The following is a 17,312-nucleotide window of genomic DNA, read 5'->3' on the forward strand; positions in this document are numbered from 1 at the left end:
ATCTAGATCTCCCCCTCGTCGTCGAAGTTCGGGCGCACGTCGCGCGCGTAGAGGATCTCGTCGTTGGAGACCCCGGCGGGGACCATCGGCCACACCATGGCGTCGGGGCCGACGGTGAAGTCGACGACGACGGGCCGGTCGTTGATCGCGTTGGCCTGGTTGATGACCGCGTCCACCTCCTCGGCCGTCTCGGCGCGCAGGCCGACGCAGCCGAGGGCCTCGGCGAGCTTCACGAAGTCGGGGATGCGCGGGGACGCCTCGGAGTGGTGCGTCGACAGGTTCGTGTTCGAGTACCGCTTGCCGTAGAACAGGGTCTGCCACTGGCGCACCATGCCGAGGTTGCCGTTGTTGATGACGGCGACCTTGATCGGGATGCCCTCGACCGCGCAGGTCGCGAGCTCCTGGTTGGTCATCTGGAAGCACCCGTCGCCGTCCACGGCCCACACGGTGCGGTCCATCTCGCCGAGCTTGGCGCCCATGGCCGCCGGGACGGCGAAGCCCATGGTGCCCAGGCCGCCCGAGTTGAGGAACGTGCCGGGGGCCTCGTACTTGATGAACTGGGAGGCCCACATCTGGTGCTGGCCGACGCCCGCGGTCCAGATGGTGTCCTCGGGGGCGAGCTCGCCGAGGCGCTGGATGACCCACTGGGGGGTCAGCAGCCCGTCGTCGATGTCGGTGTAGCCCAGGGGGTACCGCCCGCGCAGGTCGTCGAGGGTCTCCCACCAGGTCTTCAGGCGCTCCTTGCCGGGGTCGACGTACGCCTCGGTCATGGCGGCGATGGCGGCCTGGCAGTCGCCCACGATCGGGACGTCGACCTCGCGGTTCTTGCCGATCTCGGCGGGGTCGATGTCGACGTGGACGATCTTCGCCTCGGGTGCGAACGTGTCGAGCTTGCCGGTGACGCGGTCGTCGAAGCGCGCGCCCAGGGCGACGATGAGGTCGGACTTCTGGAGCGCGTGGACGGCGGGCACCGTGCCGTGCATGCCGGGCATGCCCAGGTGCTGCGGGTGCGAGTCGGGGAAGGCGCCGCGGGCCATCAGCGTGGTGATGACGGGCGCGCCGGTCAGCTCGGCGAGCTCGCGCAGCTCGGCGTGGGCGCCGGACTTGACGACGCCGCCGCCGACGTACAGCACGGGGCGCTTGGCCTCGGCGATGAGCGCGGCGGCCTCGCGGATCTGCTTGCCGTGCGGCTGCGTGGTGGGCCGGTAGCCCGGCAGGTCCATCTTGGGCGGCCACACGAACGGCGCGGTGCCAGAGAGGATGTCCTTGGGGATGTCGACGAGGACGGGCCCGGGGCGGCCGGTGGCGGCCACGTGGAACGCCTCGGCGAGCACGCGCGGGATCTCCTCGCCGGTGGTCACCAGGTACGAGTGCTTGGTGATCGGCATGGTGATGCCGACGATGTCGGCCTCCTGGAACGCGTCCGTGCCGATCGCCGTGGAGGCGACCTGGCCGGTGATGGCGACGATCGGGACGGAGTCCATGTGGGCGTCGGCGAGCGGGGTCACCAGGTTGGTCGCGCCGGGGCCGGAGGTGGCCATGCACACGCCGACCCGTCCGGTCGCGAGGGCGTAGCCCTGGGCGGCGTGGCCGGCGCCCTGCTCGTGGCGGACGAGGACGTGGCGCACCTTCTCGGAGTCCAGGAGCGGGTCGTAGGCCGGGAGGATCGCGCCGCCGGGGATGCCGAAGACCGCTTCGACTTCGAGCTCTTCGAGGGCGCGGACGACGGCCTGCGCCCCGGTGAGGACCGGCGCGGCGGCGGGAGCGCCGAGCGGGGGTGCGGGCCTGGGTGCCTTCGGCCTCGCGGGCTGAGCTTTGGCAGCCTGCGTCCCTGCCGTTTTGGCCTGCGGCCCTGGCTTGGGTGCCTTCACTGGTGTGCTCATGTCCTTCGTCCAATAGGGAGATGTGGCTGGTTCGACATGCTGCGTCGTTCCCCGGGCAGAAAAAATCGCCCGCGTGCTAAGACGCACGGGGCGAGCGCACCGTCAGGGAACGACGGTGCGCTAGGTAAGTACTACGACGAGCGGCCGGGCGGCGAGGGCCTCGGTCGCGTTCTGGTCGTAGTTCTGCTGCGGCACGCCCCCCATGATTCACGATTCCGGCCCGTGAGTCAACTTTTCTCAGACTCCGGGACGTCGGTCGGCGTGTCGCGGGGCCCGGGGACGCCGTACGGCTCGGTGGTGAGGGCCTTGGGCTCCTCGGTGAGCCAGCGCGTCAGGTCGTCGGGGTCCATGGGCTTGGCGAGCAGGTAGCCCTGCACGAGCGGCGCCTGGGCGGCGATCATGGCGTTGAGCTGGAGGTCGGTCTCGACGCCTTCGGCGATGACCTCCATGCCGAGGATGCGGCCGAGGGCGACGGTGACGGCGGCGAGGGGGCCGACGCCGCCGTCGTCCTTGGCGATGAGGTCGCGGTCGATCTTGAGGATGTCGACGGGGAGGCGGTCGAGCTGGCCGAGGGAGGAGTACCCGGACCCGAAGTCGTCCAAGGCGATCCGCACCCCGGCGCCGCGCAGGGCCCCGAGCTGGGCGATGAGGGTGTTCATCTGGTGGGAGAAGTCGTGCTCGGTGACTTCGAGCACGAGGCGCTTGGCGGGGACGCCCGCGGCGATGAGCGCGGTGTTGACCTCGGTGGCGAACAGGGCGGTGTGGAGCTCCTTGACGGAGACGTTCACGGAGATCCACGCCTTGATGCCCGCGGAGTGCCACTGGGCGAGCTGCTCGGCGGCGCGGTTGACGGTCCACACGGCGAGGTCCTGGGTGAGGCCGGACTCGGTGGCGGCGGGGATGAACTCGCCGGGGCTGACCTGGCCGAGGCGGGGGTGGTGCCAGCGCATGAGGGCCTCGGCGCCGACGATCGAGCGGTCGGCGGTGGCGAAGACGGGCTGGTAGACGAGGTGGAGCTCGTCGCGGTCGATGGCGCCGCGGAGCTCCTGGGTGAGCTCGTTCTTGCGGCGGACGACGCGGTCGAACTCGGCGTCGTAGGTGGCGTAGCGGTTCTTCCCGGCCTGCTTGGCGGCGCGCAGGGCGAGGTCGGCGTTGCGCAGGAGCAGTTCGGGGTCGCCGAGTCCCTCTGCGGCGGTGGCGATGCCGACGGAGCCGGTGACGAAGACGGTGGACTCGTCGTGGAACTCGTAGGGTTCGGCGAGGCGGTCGACGAGGGCCTTGGCGGTGGCGACGGCTTCGGAGCGGCTGGCGCGCAGGAGGATCGCGAACTCGTCGCCGCCGAGGCGGGCGCCGACGTCGGTGGGGCGCAGGAGCTCCTTGATGCGGCGGGAGACCTCGACGAGGAGTTCGTCGCCGAAGTCGTGGCCGCGGGTGTCGTTGACGTTCTTGAAGCCGTCGAGGTCGAGCAGGAGCAGGGCGGTCTGGTACTCCTCGGCGGCGACGCCGTCTTCGAGGCTCTGGAGGAGCGCCCGGCGGTTCGCGAGCCCGGTGAGGGGGTCGGAGTAGGCCATGCGGGCGAGCTCGGTCTCCAGGCTCCTGCGGGCGCCCACGTCCTCGATGCGGGCGACGAGGCCGCGCACCTGGGGGCGGCCGCGGAGGTCGGAGACGACGGTCTCGGTGTGGCGCCAGCGGCGGGTCGCGTCGCGGACGCGGACGTTGAGCGAGATCTGGCCGGTGTGGCTGAGGCCGTTGAGGAGCGAGTGGAGGTCCTCTTCGGTGTGGCGGCGGTCGTCCACGTGGACCAGGTCGAGGAAGGACGCGCCGAGGCACTCGCCGGAGTCGGTGGCGGGGCGCCACGCGGAGTCCTCGGGGTGCCAGGTGACGGTGAGGTCCTCGTCCAGGACGAGGACGGTGTCGGAGGCGACGCCCACGATGGCGGCGAGGCGGCGCTGCCGGGCCGTCGCCTCGCCGGTGACGCGCCTGACGTCGAAGTAGGTGAGGACGAGGCGGGCGCCGAGGGCGCCGACGGCGGCGAGGCCGAGGAGGGTCGCGTCGAGCGGGAGGGCGCCGCGGGTGGCGCCGTTGATGAGGACGGTGGCGGCGGCGAGCGCGCCCGCCCCGGCCATGACGGTGTAGTGGACGCCGGGGTAGTTCGGCTTGTCGATGGGGGCGGGCTTCTGGTGGCGGGCGGCGAGGTAGGTGACGCCGAGGAGGGCCGCGCAGGTGGCGACCCAGGCGACGGACCACCAGAGGACGCGTGCTTCGGGGCGCAGCCACTGCCAGGCCACGAACGTGGACAGGCCGGTGAAGTGGACGGCGAACACGGCGAGGTACGCGGAGGCGTGGCGGCGGCGCCAGCGCTGGATGCGGAAGGTGGTGGTGAAGCCGACGCCGAGCATGACGATGCCCATCATCCCGGGGATGACGATCGCGAGGTCGCCTTCGCCGAGGGGGCCGCGCATCTGCGCGAACAGGGGGCGCGCGAACAGGGTCCAGGCGAAGAAGAGCACGCAGAGGCCGACGAAGGAGCCGTCGACGAGGCGCCGCTGCACGGCCTGGGGCGCCCAGCCGCGGTCGGGCAGGCGCAGGAGGGCGAGGGCCCAGAGGACGACGGCGGCGGCGAACCCGGACCCGGCGACGGCGTCCCCGGCGGGGTCGGGGAGCCAGCACGCGGCGGCGAAGGACGCGGCCATGGTCTGGATCCCGGCGGCCATGAGCTGGTAGGTGGTGCGGCGGCCGGGCTCGATCCGCTTGGCGGCGCGCCACATGAGCGAGCCGGCGCAGGCGGCGCCGAGGGAGCCGAGGGCGGCGGCGGTGCCGGGGGCGATGGTCTGGGGCGAGGTGTCGAGGGCGACCACGACGGCCGCGGCGAGCACGGAGCACCACACTGCGGCGGTCGCGGTCCACGACAGCGATTGCCGGACGCGACGGGGGGTTGGCGTCATCCACTGGTCCGATCGTAGGAAGCCTCGTGCATTACAGGATGCCGCATGGTCCGCCGTTTCCGTATCGGGCCCTCCGTGATTCCCGTTCGCGTCCGGTCAGTCGGCCCCGGGCAGGGCTGTGATGAGGCGTTCGAGTGCGGTGCGGTCGGCGAGGTGGGCGGCCGCCCGCTCCTTGTCGGCCGCGGAGGCGTCGGCGCGGGCGGCGAAGAGCGCGGCGCGCAGTTCGGCGATCTGGGCGTCGCGCTTCTCGGCCTCCTGGCGGGCCTTCTTGGCGTCGGCGCGGAACATGAGGGCCGGGACGAGGGCGCCCAAGGCGACGGGGATCGCGAGGCCCCACAGGCCGATCGCGGCGACGGCGGCGGCGACCAGGACGAGTGCGGTTCCGGCCGTGGCGAACTTGGGCTTGGAGGGGCCGTCGGCGGCGAAGCCGCGGGCGATGCGGTCTTCGAGGGCGGCGACCTCGTCGGCGTCGTGCCCGGCGGCGGTGACGTCCACGGACCCGCCGCGGCGCTTGACGGCGACGACGGCGGGCGCGGGGGCCTCCATGGCCCGCCCGAGGCGGTCGAGGCGGGCGCGCATGAGCGGCGCGGCGAGGTCGAGTGCCAAGCGGCGCAACGCGACAGGGGCCCCGGGGTCGAACAGGTCGCGGCGGATCAGCTCGGCGACGGTCCCGGCGGGCTCGGCCCACGCGGGGCGGCTGCGCAGCGGCGCCTCGCCGACGGCGAGGTCCTCCAGGCGCCGCACGAGCGGCAGCTCGGCGGGACTGGGCTCCTCGATGAGCTCCTGGAGGCACCGGCGCCAGCGGTCGTCCGGGTCGGGCAGCGGGCCCGCGGTCTCGGCGGTCAGGTGCAGCCGCAGGGAGACCAGGGCCTCGGCGAGCGGCGCTTCGGCGCCCACGGACCCGAACGTCTCGATCGCCAGGTCCCACTCCTTCAGGCCGGCCTCGTCGATGCCGAGGGCGGCCGTGTCCGCGGCGGCAGTGCCACCGGTCGCGGCGTCCTCGGCGGCGGCGTCCTTTGCGACAGGCGCGAACAGCTCCCGCAGGCGCCCCGTGAGCTGCACGGCCGCAGCGGGACCGAACACGCCGAGGACGGCCTGCTCCCACAGGCCCCGCCAGCCGTCGGCGACCTGGCCGGGCTCGACCGCGCCCAGGTCGGGCGCGTCGGCGATGAGCCGCAGGAACGCGGCGTCGACGAGGACGGCCTGCCCGAAGCAGCGCCCGACCGCGAGGTTGAACAGCTCGGCGCGGACCGCGTCGCGGTCGCGGGCGACCGCGAGCCCGGTCGTCAGGTCCGCCGCGGGCGCCGTCCCGGGGCGCCCGCGCAGCACCAGCGGCAGGGTCGCCGAGGCCGCGGGCAGGAGCCAGTAGCCGGGCAGGTCGTGCAGGTCCGGGAGCCGGGCCGGGCGGCCTTCCGCCAAGGCGCGGAACGCGTTCCGCACGTGCTTGCGGGCCTCGTACTCCTCGAATTCGAGGAGCCGGAACCGCAGTTCGGTCCAGGTGAACAGCGTCTCGATGCGTTCGGAGAGGTGCGAGGACGCCGCCTCGATGCGGCCTTCGAGGCGCTGCTGCGCCTCCCGCTGCCGCTCCTCGGCGTCGCGGGCCTGGCGGCGCTGGCGGAGCACGAGCTCGCTGATGGCCTGCTCCTGCCTGCTGTCGCGGCCTTCGTCGGTCCAGACCCAGCGGTTCCTGGCGATGTCGTCCAATGCGCTCACGCGGGCACACTCCGGGGGCGAGGGGATGAGAGGCATTCATTCTGCCCCGGGAACGCCAGCGGCGGAGCCCTCCGTTCGGAGGACCCCGCCGCGGGTGACTGCGTCCTTACTGGACCTTGCGGACGGCGCCGTCGCTCGCCGGGGTCGCCATCGACGCGTACGCCTGGAGCGCACGGGAGACGACCCGGTCGCGGGCGACGGGCGTGTACGGCTGCTCGCGCTTCTCCTGCGCGACCCGGCGCTGCTGGAGCACCGCGTCGTCCACCTGGAGTTCGAGCTTGCGGTTCGGGATGTCGATCGCGATGACGTCGCCGTCCTCGACCAGGGCGATCACGCCGCCCCCGGCCGCCTCGGGGCTGATGTGCCCGATCGACAGGCCCGAGGTGCCGCCCGAGAAGCGGCCGTCGGTGATGAGCGCGCACTTGCGCCCCAGGCCGCGGCCCTTCAGGAACGACGTCGGGTACAGCATCTCCTGCATGCCGGGGCCGCCCTTGGGGCCCTCGTAGCGGATGACGACCACTTCGCCCTCGACCACGGACTTGTCGAGGATGCCCTGCACCGCGTCCTCTTGGGACTCGAAGACGTGCGCGGGCCCGGTGAACGTCCAGTTCTCCTCGGGCACGCCGGCGACCTTGACGACCGAGCCGTCCTCGGCGAGGTTCCCGAACAGGACCGCGAGGCCGCCGTCCTTGGTGTACGCGTGCTCGACCGACCGGATGCAGCCGTCCTCGGCGTCGGTGTCGAGGCTCTTCCACCGGTTCGAGGTCGAGAACGCCTGCGTCGTGCGGACGTTGCCGGGCGCGGCGTGGAACAGCTCAATGGTCTCCGGGGCCGGGGCCTCGGCGCGGATGTCCCACTTGGCGAGCCACTCGTCCAGCGACGGCGAGTGGACCGAGCCGACGTCCTCGTGGAGCAGGCCGCCGCGGCGCAGCTCCCCCAGGATCGCGGGGATGCCGCCGGCGCGGTGCACGTCCTCCATGTGGTACTTCGCGGAGTTCGGCGCGACCTTCGCCAGGCACGGGACGCGGCGCGAGACCGCGTCGATGTCGGAGACGTTGAAGTCCAGCTCCGCTTCGCGGGCGGCCGCGAGCAGGTGCAGGATCGTGTTCGTGGAGCCGCCCATGGCCACGTCGAGGGCCATCGCGTTCTCGAACGCGTCCTTCGTCGCGATGCTGCGCGGCAGGACCGACTCGTCGTCCTGCTCGTAGTAGCGGCGGGCCAGGTCCATGACGGTGCGCCCGGCCTCCTCGAACAGGGCCCGGCGGGCCGTGTGCGTGGCGAGCGTCGAGCCGTTGCCCGGCAGGGCCAGGCCCAGGGCCTCGGTGAGGCAGTTCATGGAGTTCGCGGTGAACATGCCCGAGCACGACCCGCACGTCGGGCAGGCCGCCTCCTCCATCTTGAGCAGCTGCGCGTCCGACACGTCGTCGTTCGCGGCCGCGACCATCGGGTCGATGAGGTCGAGCTTCTGCGTCACGACCCCGTTGACGTCCACGGTCTTCCCGGCCTCCATGGGGCCGCCGGAGACGAACACGACCGGGATGTTCAGCCGCAGCGCGGCCATGAGCATCCCCGGGGTGATCTTGTCGCAGTTGGAGATGCACACGAGGGCGTCGGCGCAGTGCGCGTTCACCATGTACTCGACCGAGTCGGCGATGATCTCGCGGCTGGGGAGCGAGTAGAGCATCCCGGAGTGGCCCATCGCGATGCCGTCGTCGACGGCGATCGTGTGGAACTCCTTCGAGACGCCCCCGGCCTCGGCAATGGCCTCGGCGACGATGTCGCCCATGTTCTTGAGGTGGACGTGCCCTGGGACGAACTGGGTGTAGGAGTTGGCGATGGCCACGATCGGCTTGCCGAAGTCGGAGTCGGTCATACCGGTGGCGCGCCACAGCGCGCGAGCGCCCGCCATCTGGCGGCCGTGCGTGGAAGTGCGAGAACGAAGCGCTGGCATGGCTCCAGTCTGCCACGTCTCGCATACCGGGACGACGCGCCCGGTGGTTAGGATCGCCTATCCCGTCAGAAACCGTGCACCATCGTGCCGAAGATCATCTGCTCGGGGCACGGGCCGTGGCGCCGCGAGTCCTCCCCCTCGGGGTTGTCGCTGAGCAGGTAGTAGTGCCCGGCCGGGACGGTCTCGTCCGTTCCTGGCACGGTGTCGCCGGGCCCGGCGGCGACGCGCTTGATCCACCACGGGGCCTTGGCGCGCCGGAGCTCGGCCCAGCCGAGCGCCGGGTCCGGGGCGGCGACCACGACGACGTCGCCGACCGCGATCCGCCTGGTGCGCTTGGCGAGGACCTCGCCGCCGTCCTTGAGCGCGGGCTCCATGGAGCGGCCCTCGACCTTGACGAGGGTCCAGCGGCGGCGCAGCTGCCTGACGCTCTCGGCGACCAGGGCCGCGGCGACGATGAGCAGGACCGGGAAGAACCAGTTAGAAGAGCCCATCGATGCCGTCGTCCTCCGGTTCCTCTTCGCGCTTCCCGCGGATCAGGCGCGCCACGGAGAAGCTCGTCAGCCCGAGCAGCGCTGAGACGGCGAGGACGCCCCAGGCGAACAGCAGGATCACGCCGCCGCCGATGAGGAGGTACGTGAGCAGGAGGCCGCCGTCGCCGGCGTTCGCCTGTTCCATCGGCGGCCCTACGGGAGGTCGTTGATGATGTCGGTGATCGAGCGGCGCCTGCCCGTGAAGAACGGGATCTCCTCGCGCACATGGCGCCTCGCGCCCGAGGCGCGCAGTTCGCGCATGAGGTCGACGATGCGGTGGAGCTCGTCGGCCTCGAAGGCGAGGATCCACTCGTAGTCGCCGAGGGAGAACGCCGGGACGGTGTTGGCGCGCACGTCGGGGAAGTCGCGGGCCATCTGGCCGTGCTCGCGCAGCAGGTCGCGCCGCTCCTCCTCGGGGAGGAGGTACCACTCGTAGGAGCGCACGAACGGGTAGACGCTCACGTAGCCGCGCGGGTCCTCGGTGAGGAACGCGGGCAGGTGGCTGCGGTTGAACTCGGCGGGCCGGTGCAGGGCCATGTTCGACCAGACGGGGGCGAGGTGGCGGCCCAGCGGGGAGCGCCGGAAGTCCGCGTACGCCTTCTGGAGCTGGTCGGAGGACTCGGCGTGCCACCAGACCATGAGATCGGCGTCGGCGCGCATCCCGGTGAGATCGTACGTGCCGCGCACGGTGACGCCCTGGTCGCCGCAGTGCTTGCTGAAGAACGCCTCCATGTCGCTGGCGAGGTCCTGCCGGATCGACGGCATGGGCTCCTCGGCGCGGAACACCGACCACAGCGTGTACCGGATCGTGTCGTTCAGCTCTTTGATCCGCGCGGCGTTGGGGTTGTTGGACTGGCGTTCGGTCACGGTGCGGCCCTTCTACTTCAGTGAAAGCTGTTGAGCGATGTCGTCGGCCGCGGCCTGGCCGGAGGCGATGCACGCGGCGATGCCGACGCCGTCCACGGCGGCCCCGGCGATGGCGACGCCGCGGTGGCGGGCGAGCGCGGCGCGCGCGGCCTCCACGCGGGTGACGTGGCCGGGCGAGTACTGCGGGAGGGCCCCGCCCCACCGGTCGATGCGCTGCTCGACGGGGTCGGGCAGGCGCTGCCCGAGGTGCTCGCCGAGTTCACGCAGGGCGGTCTTGGCGAGGGTCGCGTCGTCGTACTGGAGGAGCGCCTCCTCGCCGAGGCGGCCCATGGAGACGCGCACGATCTGGCGGCGGCGGCCCAGGTGCGGCCACTTCTTGGACGCGAACGTCGCGGCCTTGACGGTCTTGCCCTCCGATGCGGGCGTGAGGAACCCGGAGCGCTCCGGCAGCTGCACGTCGTCGAAGGCGAACGCGGCCAGCGCGACCGAGGCGTAGGCGACCCCGGAGAGCGCGGCGGCGGCCTCGGGGGCGACGGCGCGGAGCAGGTCGGCGGCAGGGGTCGCGGGGACGGCCACGATCACGGCGTCGGCGGTGACCCGGATCGGGTCGGGCACGGGGCCGGTGATGACCTCCCAGCCGTCGGGGGTCTGGCGCAGCTCGCGCACGGTCATGCCGAGGCGGATCTCCGCGCGCGCGGCGGCGGAAGTGGCCGTCACAAGGCGGTCCAGGCCGCCGTCGATCGTGGCGAACACGGGCTTGCCGGTGGAGGGCCTCTTGATCTCGGCGACCGCTTCGGTCAGGCGCGCATGGCGTTCGAGCGCGGCGGCGAGCTGCGGCATGACGGCCCGCACGGAGAGGCGGTCGACGTCCCCGGCGTAGACGCCCGCGAGCATCGGGGACACGAGCCGGTCGAGGACCTCGTCGCCGAGGCGCGAGCGCACGAGCGCGCCCACGGACATGTCCTGGCCGGGTTCGAGGATCGGGAGGCCGTTGTCGGGGCGCTCCTTGGCGTCCGCGATGGCGGCGACGTCGGCGGGGTCCCCGGGGATGCCCATCATGTGCCCGGCCGGGAAGTCGACGAGCTCGCCGCCGATGCTCAGCGCGGGTTTGAGGGCCGCGGGGTGGACGATCGCGTCGCCCAGGCCGACCGCCTCGGCGAGCCTGATCGCCTCGGGCCGGGCGGCGAGGAGCGACTCGGCGCCGGTCTCGACGGGGCGCCCGGCGAAGTCGGCGGTGCGGATCTTGCCGCCCAGGCGCGTCGACTGCTCGGCGACGATGATCTCGGCGTCGGGGCCGAGGCGCTCGCGCAGGCGGTGCGCCGCGGCGATGCCGGTGATGCCGCCGCCCGCGACGAGGACCCGGGTGCGCCCCGGGGTGCCCGTGACGCGGGCGGGCGTCATGGGGCTCATCGGGTCGTGGTCTCGTGCACGCGGTCCACGACGAGCTTCAGCTTCGCGGGGTCGGAGTACGGGAGGACGCCGTGGCCGAGGTTGAAGATGTGGCCCTTGGCAGCGCGGCCCGCGGCGACGGCCTTGTCGGTCTCGGCGATGAGGGCCTCGTCGTCGGCGAGGATGAGCGCCGGGTCGAGGTTCCCCTGGAGGACCTTGCCGGGCAGGCGCTTCGCGGCCTCGTCGAGCGGGGTGCGGAAGTCCACGCCGGAGATCTCGGCGCCGGTCTCGGCCATCGCTTCGAGGAGGTGCCCGGTGCCGACGCCGAAGTGGACGCGCGGCACCGACTCGGCGACGCCCGCCAGCGCGGCGGTGGAGTGCGGGAGGGCGAACTCGCGGTAGTCGGCCTCGGAGAGGGCCCCGGCCCAGGAGTCGAACAGCTGCACGGCGTTCGCCCCGGCGTCGACCTGGACGCGGAGGAACTCGCCGCAGATGGCGGCGAGGCGGGAGGCGAGGGCGTGCCAGACGTCGGGGCGGGACTTCATGAGCGCCTTGGTCTTCGCGTGGTCGCGGGAGGGGCCGCCCTCGACGAGGTAGGACGCGAGGGTGAACGGGGCCCCGGCGAAGCCGATGAGCGGGGTGGCGCCGAGTTCCTTGCCGAGCAGGCCGATCGCCTCGGTGATGTAGGGGACGTCGCAGGGGTCGAGGTTGCGCAGGCGCTTGACGTCGGCCTCGGTGGCGAAGGGCTCGGCGACGACGGGGCCGACGCCGGGGACGATCTCGATGCCGACGCCGATCGCGGCGAGGGGGACGACGATGTCGGAGAAGAAGACCGCGGCGTCGACGCCGTAGCGGCGCACCGGCTGCATCGTGATCTCGCAGACGAGCTCGGGGGTGCGGCACGCTTCGAGCATGGAGGTGTCGCCGCGGGCGGCCTTGTACTCGGGGAGGGAGCGTCCGGCCTGGCGCATGAACCAGACGGGTGTGCGGCTGGGCTCCTCACCGCGGCAGGCCGCGAGGAACGGGGACTCGTGCGATGAAGGAACGGCGTTGACCACAGGGCCATCCTTGCACGCGGCGGGGCGGGCCGCCCGCAGCGGCGAGTGCGATGTGGCCCGCATCGGGAGGGGCACTGTGAGGGAGGTCGGCGGGGGTGGCCGTCCACCATGGAGGAGAAATAGGGTGATTAACCCACTATCGGGTGGAAATCGGTCTCCTGCGCGGCGGGGCAGTAGCGCGCGCAGGTTACCTGCCCGTACGGTGAACAGGTGACCGATCCCCAGCCCGAACCAGAAGCCGTTCTCCTCACCGAGCCGCGCGAAGGCATGCCCCCGCTCGTCCAGACCTCCGCGGACCTCGCCGAGGCGGCCGAGCGGCTCGAAGCCGGGTCCGGTCCGATCGCGGTGGACACCGAGCGCGCCTCCGGCTTCCGGTACTCGGGCAGGGCGTACCTGATCCAGCTGCGCCGCGCCGGCTCGGGCACGATCCTCGTCGACCCCATCCCGATCGAGGACCTCGACCCGCTGCGCCGCGCGCTCGCAGGCCCCGAGTGGATCCTGCACGCCGCCAGCCAGGACCTCCCGTGCCTGGAGGAGCTGGACCTGCATCCCACACGCCTGTTCGACACGGAGCTGGCCGCGCGCCTGTGCGACTTCGAGAAGGTCGGGCTCGCCTCGATCACCGAGCAGCTCCTCGGATACCGGCTGGAGAAGCAGCACTCGGCGGCCGACTGGTCCTCGCGCCCGCTCCCCCACGACTGGCTCGTCTACGCCGCGCTCGACGTGGAGCTGCTGACGGAGCTGCGCGGCAAGCTCGCCGCCGAGCTCTCCAAGCAGGGGAAGTCCGCGTGGGCCGAGGCCGAGTTCGAGCACGTGCGCACCGCGGGCCCGCCCAAGCCCCGCAAGGAGCCGTGGCGGCGCACCAGCGGCATCCACAAAGTCCGCGGTGCGAAGGCCCTGGGCAGGGTGCGCGCGGTGTGGGAGGCCCGGGACGCACTGGCGCGCAAGCTCGACCGCGCGCCCGGGAAGGTCCTGCCCGACGCGGCGATCGTGGAGGCCGCGACGGCCGACCCGACGGACTTCGCGGAGCTGATGGGCCTGCCCGGGTTCCGCCGCCGCGGCGGGCGCACGAACGCGCGGCTGTGGCTCCAGGCGCTCGCGGACGCGCGCCTCGTCCCGGCCGACGAGCTGCCGTCCACGACCCCGCCGCAGGACGGCCCGCCCGCGACGCACCGCTGGGCCGACCGGGACCCGGTCGCGGCCGAGCGCCTCGCCGCGGCCCGCGAGGTCGTCACCGAGATCGCCGGGAAGCATCGCCTGCCGGCCGAGAACCTCATCTCGCCCGCGCTGGTGCGGGGCCTGGCGTGGGAGCCGCCGAAGAAGGTCTCCGAGAAGCACGTGCGCACGGTCCTCGCCGAGGGCGGCGCCCGCGAGTGGCAGATCGAACTCCTCGCCGAGGGCCTGGCCGAGGCCCTGAAGGACTGACCCCCTCACCACGGAGCGGCCCCGCCGGCGGCGGGGCCTTCGCCGTCCCCGGGTCCGTTCGCGAGCTGGGAGAACGTTTCACGGAAGACGGATGCCCGACACGCGGCGGGGGGCCGTGACACTGAACCTACTAACGGGTAACATCGCTTGTGACGTTGCACTCTCAACGACGCTGCATACCCAAAGGAGGGGCTGGCGTGAACGACACCATCCGCGATGTCGTCTTCGTCGACGGGGTCCGCACCCCGTTCGGCAAGGCGGGCAAACTCTTCGAGGACACCCGCGCGGACGACTTGATCATCCGCGCCATCAGGACGCTGCTGCGCCGCAACCCGGGGCTGCCGCCTGAGCGGGTCGACGAGGTGGCCCTGGCGGCCACCACGCAGATCGGCGACCAGGGCCTCACACTCGGCCGCACCGCGGCGCTCCTGTCGGGCCTGCCGCGGTCCGTCCCCGGCTACTCGATCGACCGCATGTGCGCGGGCGCGATGACCGCGGTGACCAGCGTGGCCTCCGCGATCGCCTCCCGCCAGTACGACATCGCCATCGCCGGCGGCGTGGAGTCGATGTCGAACCACCCGATGGGCGAGGGCGTGGACCCGAACCCGCGGATCGTCGCCGAGCGGCTGGTCGACCCGGACGCCCTCCAGATGGGCGTCACGGCCGAGAACCTGCACGACCTGTACCCGCAGCTCACCCGCGAGCGCGCCGACGCCTACGCCGTGCAGACCCAGCAGCGCTACGCCGCCGCGGTCGACAAGCTGGCCGCGGACATCACCACGATGGCCGCCCGCTCCGACGAGGGCTGGACTATCGCCACCGGCGACGAGCTGCCGCGCCCGTCGACCAGCATGGAGGGGCTCGCGAACCTGCGCACCCCGTTCCGCCCCCACGGCCGCGTCACCGCCGGGACCTCCTCGCCGAACACCGACGGCGCCACCGCGTGCCTCCTCGCGGACGCCGAGACGGCCGCCGAGCTGGGCCTGCCGGTCGCCATGAGGATGGTCGGCTTCGCGTTCGCGGGCGTGGACCCCGAGACCATGGGCGTCGGGCCGATCCCGGCCACGGAGAAGGCCCTCGCGCGCGCCGGGCTCACCATCGACGACATCGGCCTGTTCGAGATCAACGAGGCGTTCGCCGTCCAGGTGCTCGCGTTCCTCGACCACTTCAAGATCGCCGACGACGACCCGCGGGTGAACCCGTGGGGCGGCGCCATCGCGATGGGCCACCCGCTGGCCTCCTCGGGCGTGCGCCTCATGACGCAGCTCGCCCGCCAGTTCGCCGAGCACCCCGAGGTCCGGTACGGCATCACGACCATGTGCGTCGGCCTCGGCCAGGGCGGCACGGTCATCTGGGAGAACCCGAACTTCAAGGGGGCCAAGTAATGTCCGCGACGCCGCTCGACCTTCCCGACTTCGAGTCCGAGGTCGTCACCGAGTCCCACGTGCGCTTCCTGGAGCCCCGCGGGCTCGGTGGCAAGGCCGCGATCATCACCCTCGACAACGGCTACGACCACACCAAGCCGTCGTCGTTCGGCCCCGGCGGGCTCAAGGCCCTGTGGCGGGCGATCGACGAGGTCGAGGCCGAGGAGGGCGTCAAGCTCATCGCGGTCACCGGCAAGCCGTTCATCTTCCTGGCCGGCGCCGACATCAAGCTCATGCCGAGCCTGGAGACCCGCGAGCAGGGCCTCGCCCTCGCGCAGGCCGGGCACGCGCTGTACAAGCGGCTCAAGGACTCCGCGGTCCCCACGTTCGCGTTCGTGAACGGCACGGCCCTCGGCGGCGGCTTCGAGCTGGCGCTGCACTGCCACTACCGGACCGTCTCGACCACCGCGATCGGGCTGGGCCTGCCGGAGGTCTCCATCGGGCTCATCCCCGGCTGGGGCGGCTCGCAGATCCTCCCCAACCTCATCGGCGTCGAGAAGGCCGCGCAGGTCATCATCGGGAACCCGCTGAACCAGAACCGGATGCTCAAGGGCGCCGACCTGGTCCCGCTGGGCATCGCCGACGCCCAGTTCGAGGGCGCCGACTTCCTGGAGGAGTCCCTCGACTGGGCCGTCAAGGTCGCCACCGGTGAGATCACCGTCGAGCGCGAGCCGGTCGACCGCGACGCGTGGCCCGCGGTCATCGCGGGGGCGCGCAAGCTCGTCGACGAGAAGGTCCACAACGCCTCCGCCGCCGCGGTGCGGGCCCTGGACCTGCTCGAACTCGCGCAGCACGCCACGTTCGAGGAGGGGTCCCTCGCCGAGGACGAGGCCCTCGCCGACCTGGAGGCCGGGCCGCAGTTCCAGGCCAGCATCTACGCGTTCAACCTGGTCCGCTCGCTCGGCAAGCGCCCCGAGGGCGCCCCGAGCCCCGGGCTCGCGAAGGACGTCACGAAGGTGGGCGTCGTCGGCGCCGGGCTCATGGCCGGGCAGATCGCGCTCATGTTCGCGCGCCGCCTCGAAGTACCCGTGGTCATGACCGACCTCGACGAGGAGCGGGCCCAGAAGGGCCTGTCGTACGTGCGGGCCGAGATCGACAAGCTCGAAGCGAAGGGCCGCACCTCGAAGCTCAAGGCCGCCAAGCTCCGCGCGCTGGTCTCCGCCAGCTCGGACAAGTCGGTGTACGCCGACTGCGACCTGGTCATCGAGGCGGTCTTCGAGGAGCTGGGCGTCAAGCAGGCCGTGTTCGCCGAGGTCGAGTCGATCGTCTCGGACGAGGCCCTGCTCGTCACCAACACCTCGGGGCTGTCGATCACCGCGATGGCCTCGCAGCTGAAGCGCCCCGAGCGGCTCGTGGGCATGCACTTCTTCAACCCGGTGGCCGTCATGCCGCTCGTGGAGGTCATCGCGACCGCCTCGACCGACGACGAGACCCTGGCGACCGCCTACGCGGTCGCGAAGAAGCTCAAGAAGACCGCCGTGGGCTCCGCGGACCGGCCGGCGTTCATCGTGAACCGCCTGCTCGGCCGCATGCTCGCCGAGGTCACCGGCGCGGTCGACGCGGGCACGCCCGTCGAGACCGCCGATGTGGCCCTGGACGAGCTGGGCCTGCCGATGCGCCCGTTCGCGCTGCTGGAGCTCGTGGGCCTCCAGGTCGCCTGGCACCTGTGCCAGCACCTGAACGAGGACCTCGGGCCGCGCTTCCCCGCCTCGGAGAACCTGCGGCGGATGGCGGAGGCCGGCTTCCCGGTGTTCGACCCGGCCGCCAAGGGCAAGGGCAAGCTGACGGACGAGGCCAAGGCGCAGATCGCGCTCGGGGACTCGCCGCAGAGCGCCGAGGAGGTCAAGCAGCGCGTGCTGCGCGGCCTGACCGAGGAGATCGGCCTCATGCTCGACGAGGGCGTCGTGCCCTCCGCGAAGCAGGTCGACCTCGCGATGATCCTCGGCGCGGGCTTCCCGTTCTGGCTCGGCGGGCTCACGCCGTACCTGGACCGCGAGGGGATTTCTACCGATGTGACCGGAAAGCCCTTCGCCTCGTAGCGTCAGGTGTGCCCGGTCACATTATCTTTGCGGCGAGCCCGGACTCCTCCGAAAGGACGAGTCCGGGCTCGTCCCGTGTACCGAGAGG

12 protein-coding genes are annotated in these 17,312 nt (G+C 72.4%); 3 read left to right on the forward strand and 9 right to left on the reverse strand.

Annotation, left to right across the window (positions count from 1 at the left end):
• Positions 1 to 2: 2 nt before the first annotated feature.
• From AB0A65_RS07330 to hemE, 9 genes are all read right to left on the reverse strand, one after another.
• Positions 3 to 1,883, reverse strand: coding sequence for an acetolactate synthase large subunit (locus tag AB0A65_RS07330; protein ID WP_359947742.1), 1,881 nt, complete (start codon positions 1,881 to 1,883; stop codon positions 3 to 5).
• A 227-nt stretch (positions 1,884 to 2,110) separates the two neighbouring features.
• A complete protein-coding gene (locus tag AB0A65_RS07335) occupies positions 2,111 to 4,828 on the reverse strand; it encodes an EAL domain-containing protein (RefSeq protein WP_359947745.1) in 2,718 nt (905 codons plus the stop codon).
• 96 nt (positions 4,829 to 4,924) lie between these two features.
• Positions 4,925 to 6,541, reverse strand: coding sequence for a hypothetical protein (locus tag AB0A65_RS07340; protein ID WP_359947748.1), 1,617 nt, complete (start codon positions 6,539 to 6,541; stop codon positions 4,925 to 4,927).
• Positions 6,542 to 6,647: 106 nt separating this feature from the next.
• Positions 6,648 to 8,492 (reverse strand): dihydroxy-acid dehydratase, encoded by a 1,845-nt coding sequence (ilvD, locus tag AB0A65_RS07345; protein WP_359947751.1) that lies wholly within the window; start codon positions 8,490 to 8,492, stop codon positions 6,648 to 6,650.
• A gap of 65 nt (positions 8,493 to 8,557) precedes the next feature.
• On the reverse strand, positions 8,558 to 8,983 hold the full coding sequence (locus AB0A65_RS07350; protein WP_359947754.1) for a S26 family signal peptidase: 426 nt from the start codon (positions 8,981 to 8,983) through the stop codon (positions 8,558 to 8,560).
• Entirely contained in the window at positions 8,970 to 9,167 is a 198-nt protein-coding gene (locus tag AB0A65_RS07355; protein WP_359947757.1) for a hypothetical protein, read from the reverse strand. The genes AB0A65_RS07350 and AB0A65_RS07355 overlap by 14 nt, the downstream gene beginning before the upstream one ends.
• 8 nt (positions 9,168 to 9,175) lie before the next feature.
• The gene (hemQ, locus tag AB0A65_RS07360; protein WP_359947760.1) at positions 9,176 to 9,889 is read right to left on the reverse strand and encodes a hydrogen peroxide-dependent heme synthase; all 714 of its coding nucleotides are present in this window, start codon (positions 9,887 to 9,889) and stop codon (positions 9,176 to 9,178) included.
• A gap of 12 nt (positions 9,890 to 9,901) precedes the next feature.
• A complete protein-coding gene (hemG, locus tag AB0A65_RS07365; RefSeq protein WP_359947763.1) occupies positions 9,902 to 11,299 on the reverse strand; it encodes a protoporphyrinogen oxidase in 1,398 nt (465 codons plus the stop codon).
• Entirely contained in the window at positions 11,296 to 12,336 is a 1,041-nt protein-coding gene (hemE, locus tag AB0A65_RS07370) for a uroporphyrinogen decarboxylase (protein WP_359947766.1), read from the reverse strand. The genes hemG and hemE overlap by 4 nt, the downstream gene beginning before the upstream one ends.
• 267 nt (positions 12,337 to 12,603) lie before the next feature.
• Here hemE and AB0A65_RS07375 point away from each other — a divergent pair, with 267 nt between their 5' ends.
• From AB0A65_RS07375 to AB0A65_RS07385, 3 genes are all read left to right on the forward strand, one after another.
• Positions 12,604 to 13,761, forward strand: a complete 1,158-nt coding sequence (locus AB0A65_RS07375) for a ribonuclease D (RefSeq protein WP_359948680.1) — start codon at positions 12,604 to 12,606, stop codon at positions 13,759 to 13,761.
• Positions 13,762 to 13,958: 197 nt separating this feature from the next.
• Positions 13,959 to 15,146, forward strand: a complete 1,188-nt coding sequence (locus tag AB0A65_RS07380) for a thiolase family protein (protein WP_359947769.1) — start codon at positions 13,959 to 13,961, stop codon at positions 15,144 to 15,146.
• Complete coding sequence (locus tag AB0A65_RS07385) at positions 15,146 to 17,224, forward strand: 3-hydroxyacyl-CoA dehydrogenase NAD-binding domain-containing protein (RefSeq protein ID WP_359947772.1); 2,079 nt, start codon at positions 15,146 to 15,148, stop codon at positions 17,222 to 17,224. The genes AB0A65_RS07380 and AB0A65_RS07385 overlap by 1 nt, the downstream gene beginning before the upstream one ends.
• The last annotated feature ends 88 nt before the right edge of the window (positions 17,225 to 17,312 follow it).

The organism is Glycomyces sp. NPDC047010 (genome assembly GCF_040644205.1).
Classification (GTDB): domain Bacteria; phylum Actinomycetota; class Actinomycetes; order Mycobacteriales; family Micromonosporaceae; genus Glycomyces.

What these genes read in the sequence shown, in the direction of transcription:
- AB0A65_RS07330 (WP_359947742.1), bottom strand. Translation starts at nt 1,883, where the DNA reads ATGAGCACACCAGTGAAGGCACCCAAGCCAGGGCCGCAGGCCAAAACG.
- AB0A65_RS07335 (WP_359947745.1), bottom strand. Translation starts at nt 4,828, where the DNA reads ATGACGCCAACCCCCCGTCGCGTCCGGCAATCGCTGTCGTGGACCGCG.
- ilvD (WP_359947751.1), bottom strand. Translation starts at nt 8,492, where the DNA reads ATGCCAGCGCTTCGTTCTCGCACTTCCACGCACGGCCGCCAGATGGCG.
- AB0A65_RS07350 (WP_359947754.1), bottom strand. Translation starts at nt 8,983, where the DNA reads ATGGGCTCTTCTAACTGGTTCTTCCCGGTCCTGCTCATCGTCGCCGCG.
- AB0A65_RS07355 (WP_359947757.1), bottom strand. Translation starts at nt 9,167, where the DNA reads ATGGAACAGGCGAACGCCGGCGACGGCGGCCTCCTGCTCACGTACCTC.
- hemG (WP_359947763.1), bottom strand. Translation starts at nt 11,299, where the DNA reads ATGAGCCCCATGACGCCCGCCCGCGTCACGGGCACCCCGGGGCGCACC.
- AB0A65_RS07375 (WP_359948680.1), top strand. Translation starts at nt 12,604, where the DNA reads ATGCCCCCGCTCGTCCAGACCTCCGCGGACCTCGCCGAGGCGGCCGAG.
- AB0A65_RS07385 (WP_359947772.1), top strand. Translation starts at nt 15,146, where the DNA reads ATGTCCGCGACGCCGCTCGACCTTCCCGACTTCGAGTCCGAGGTCGTC.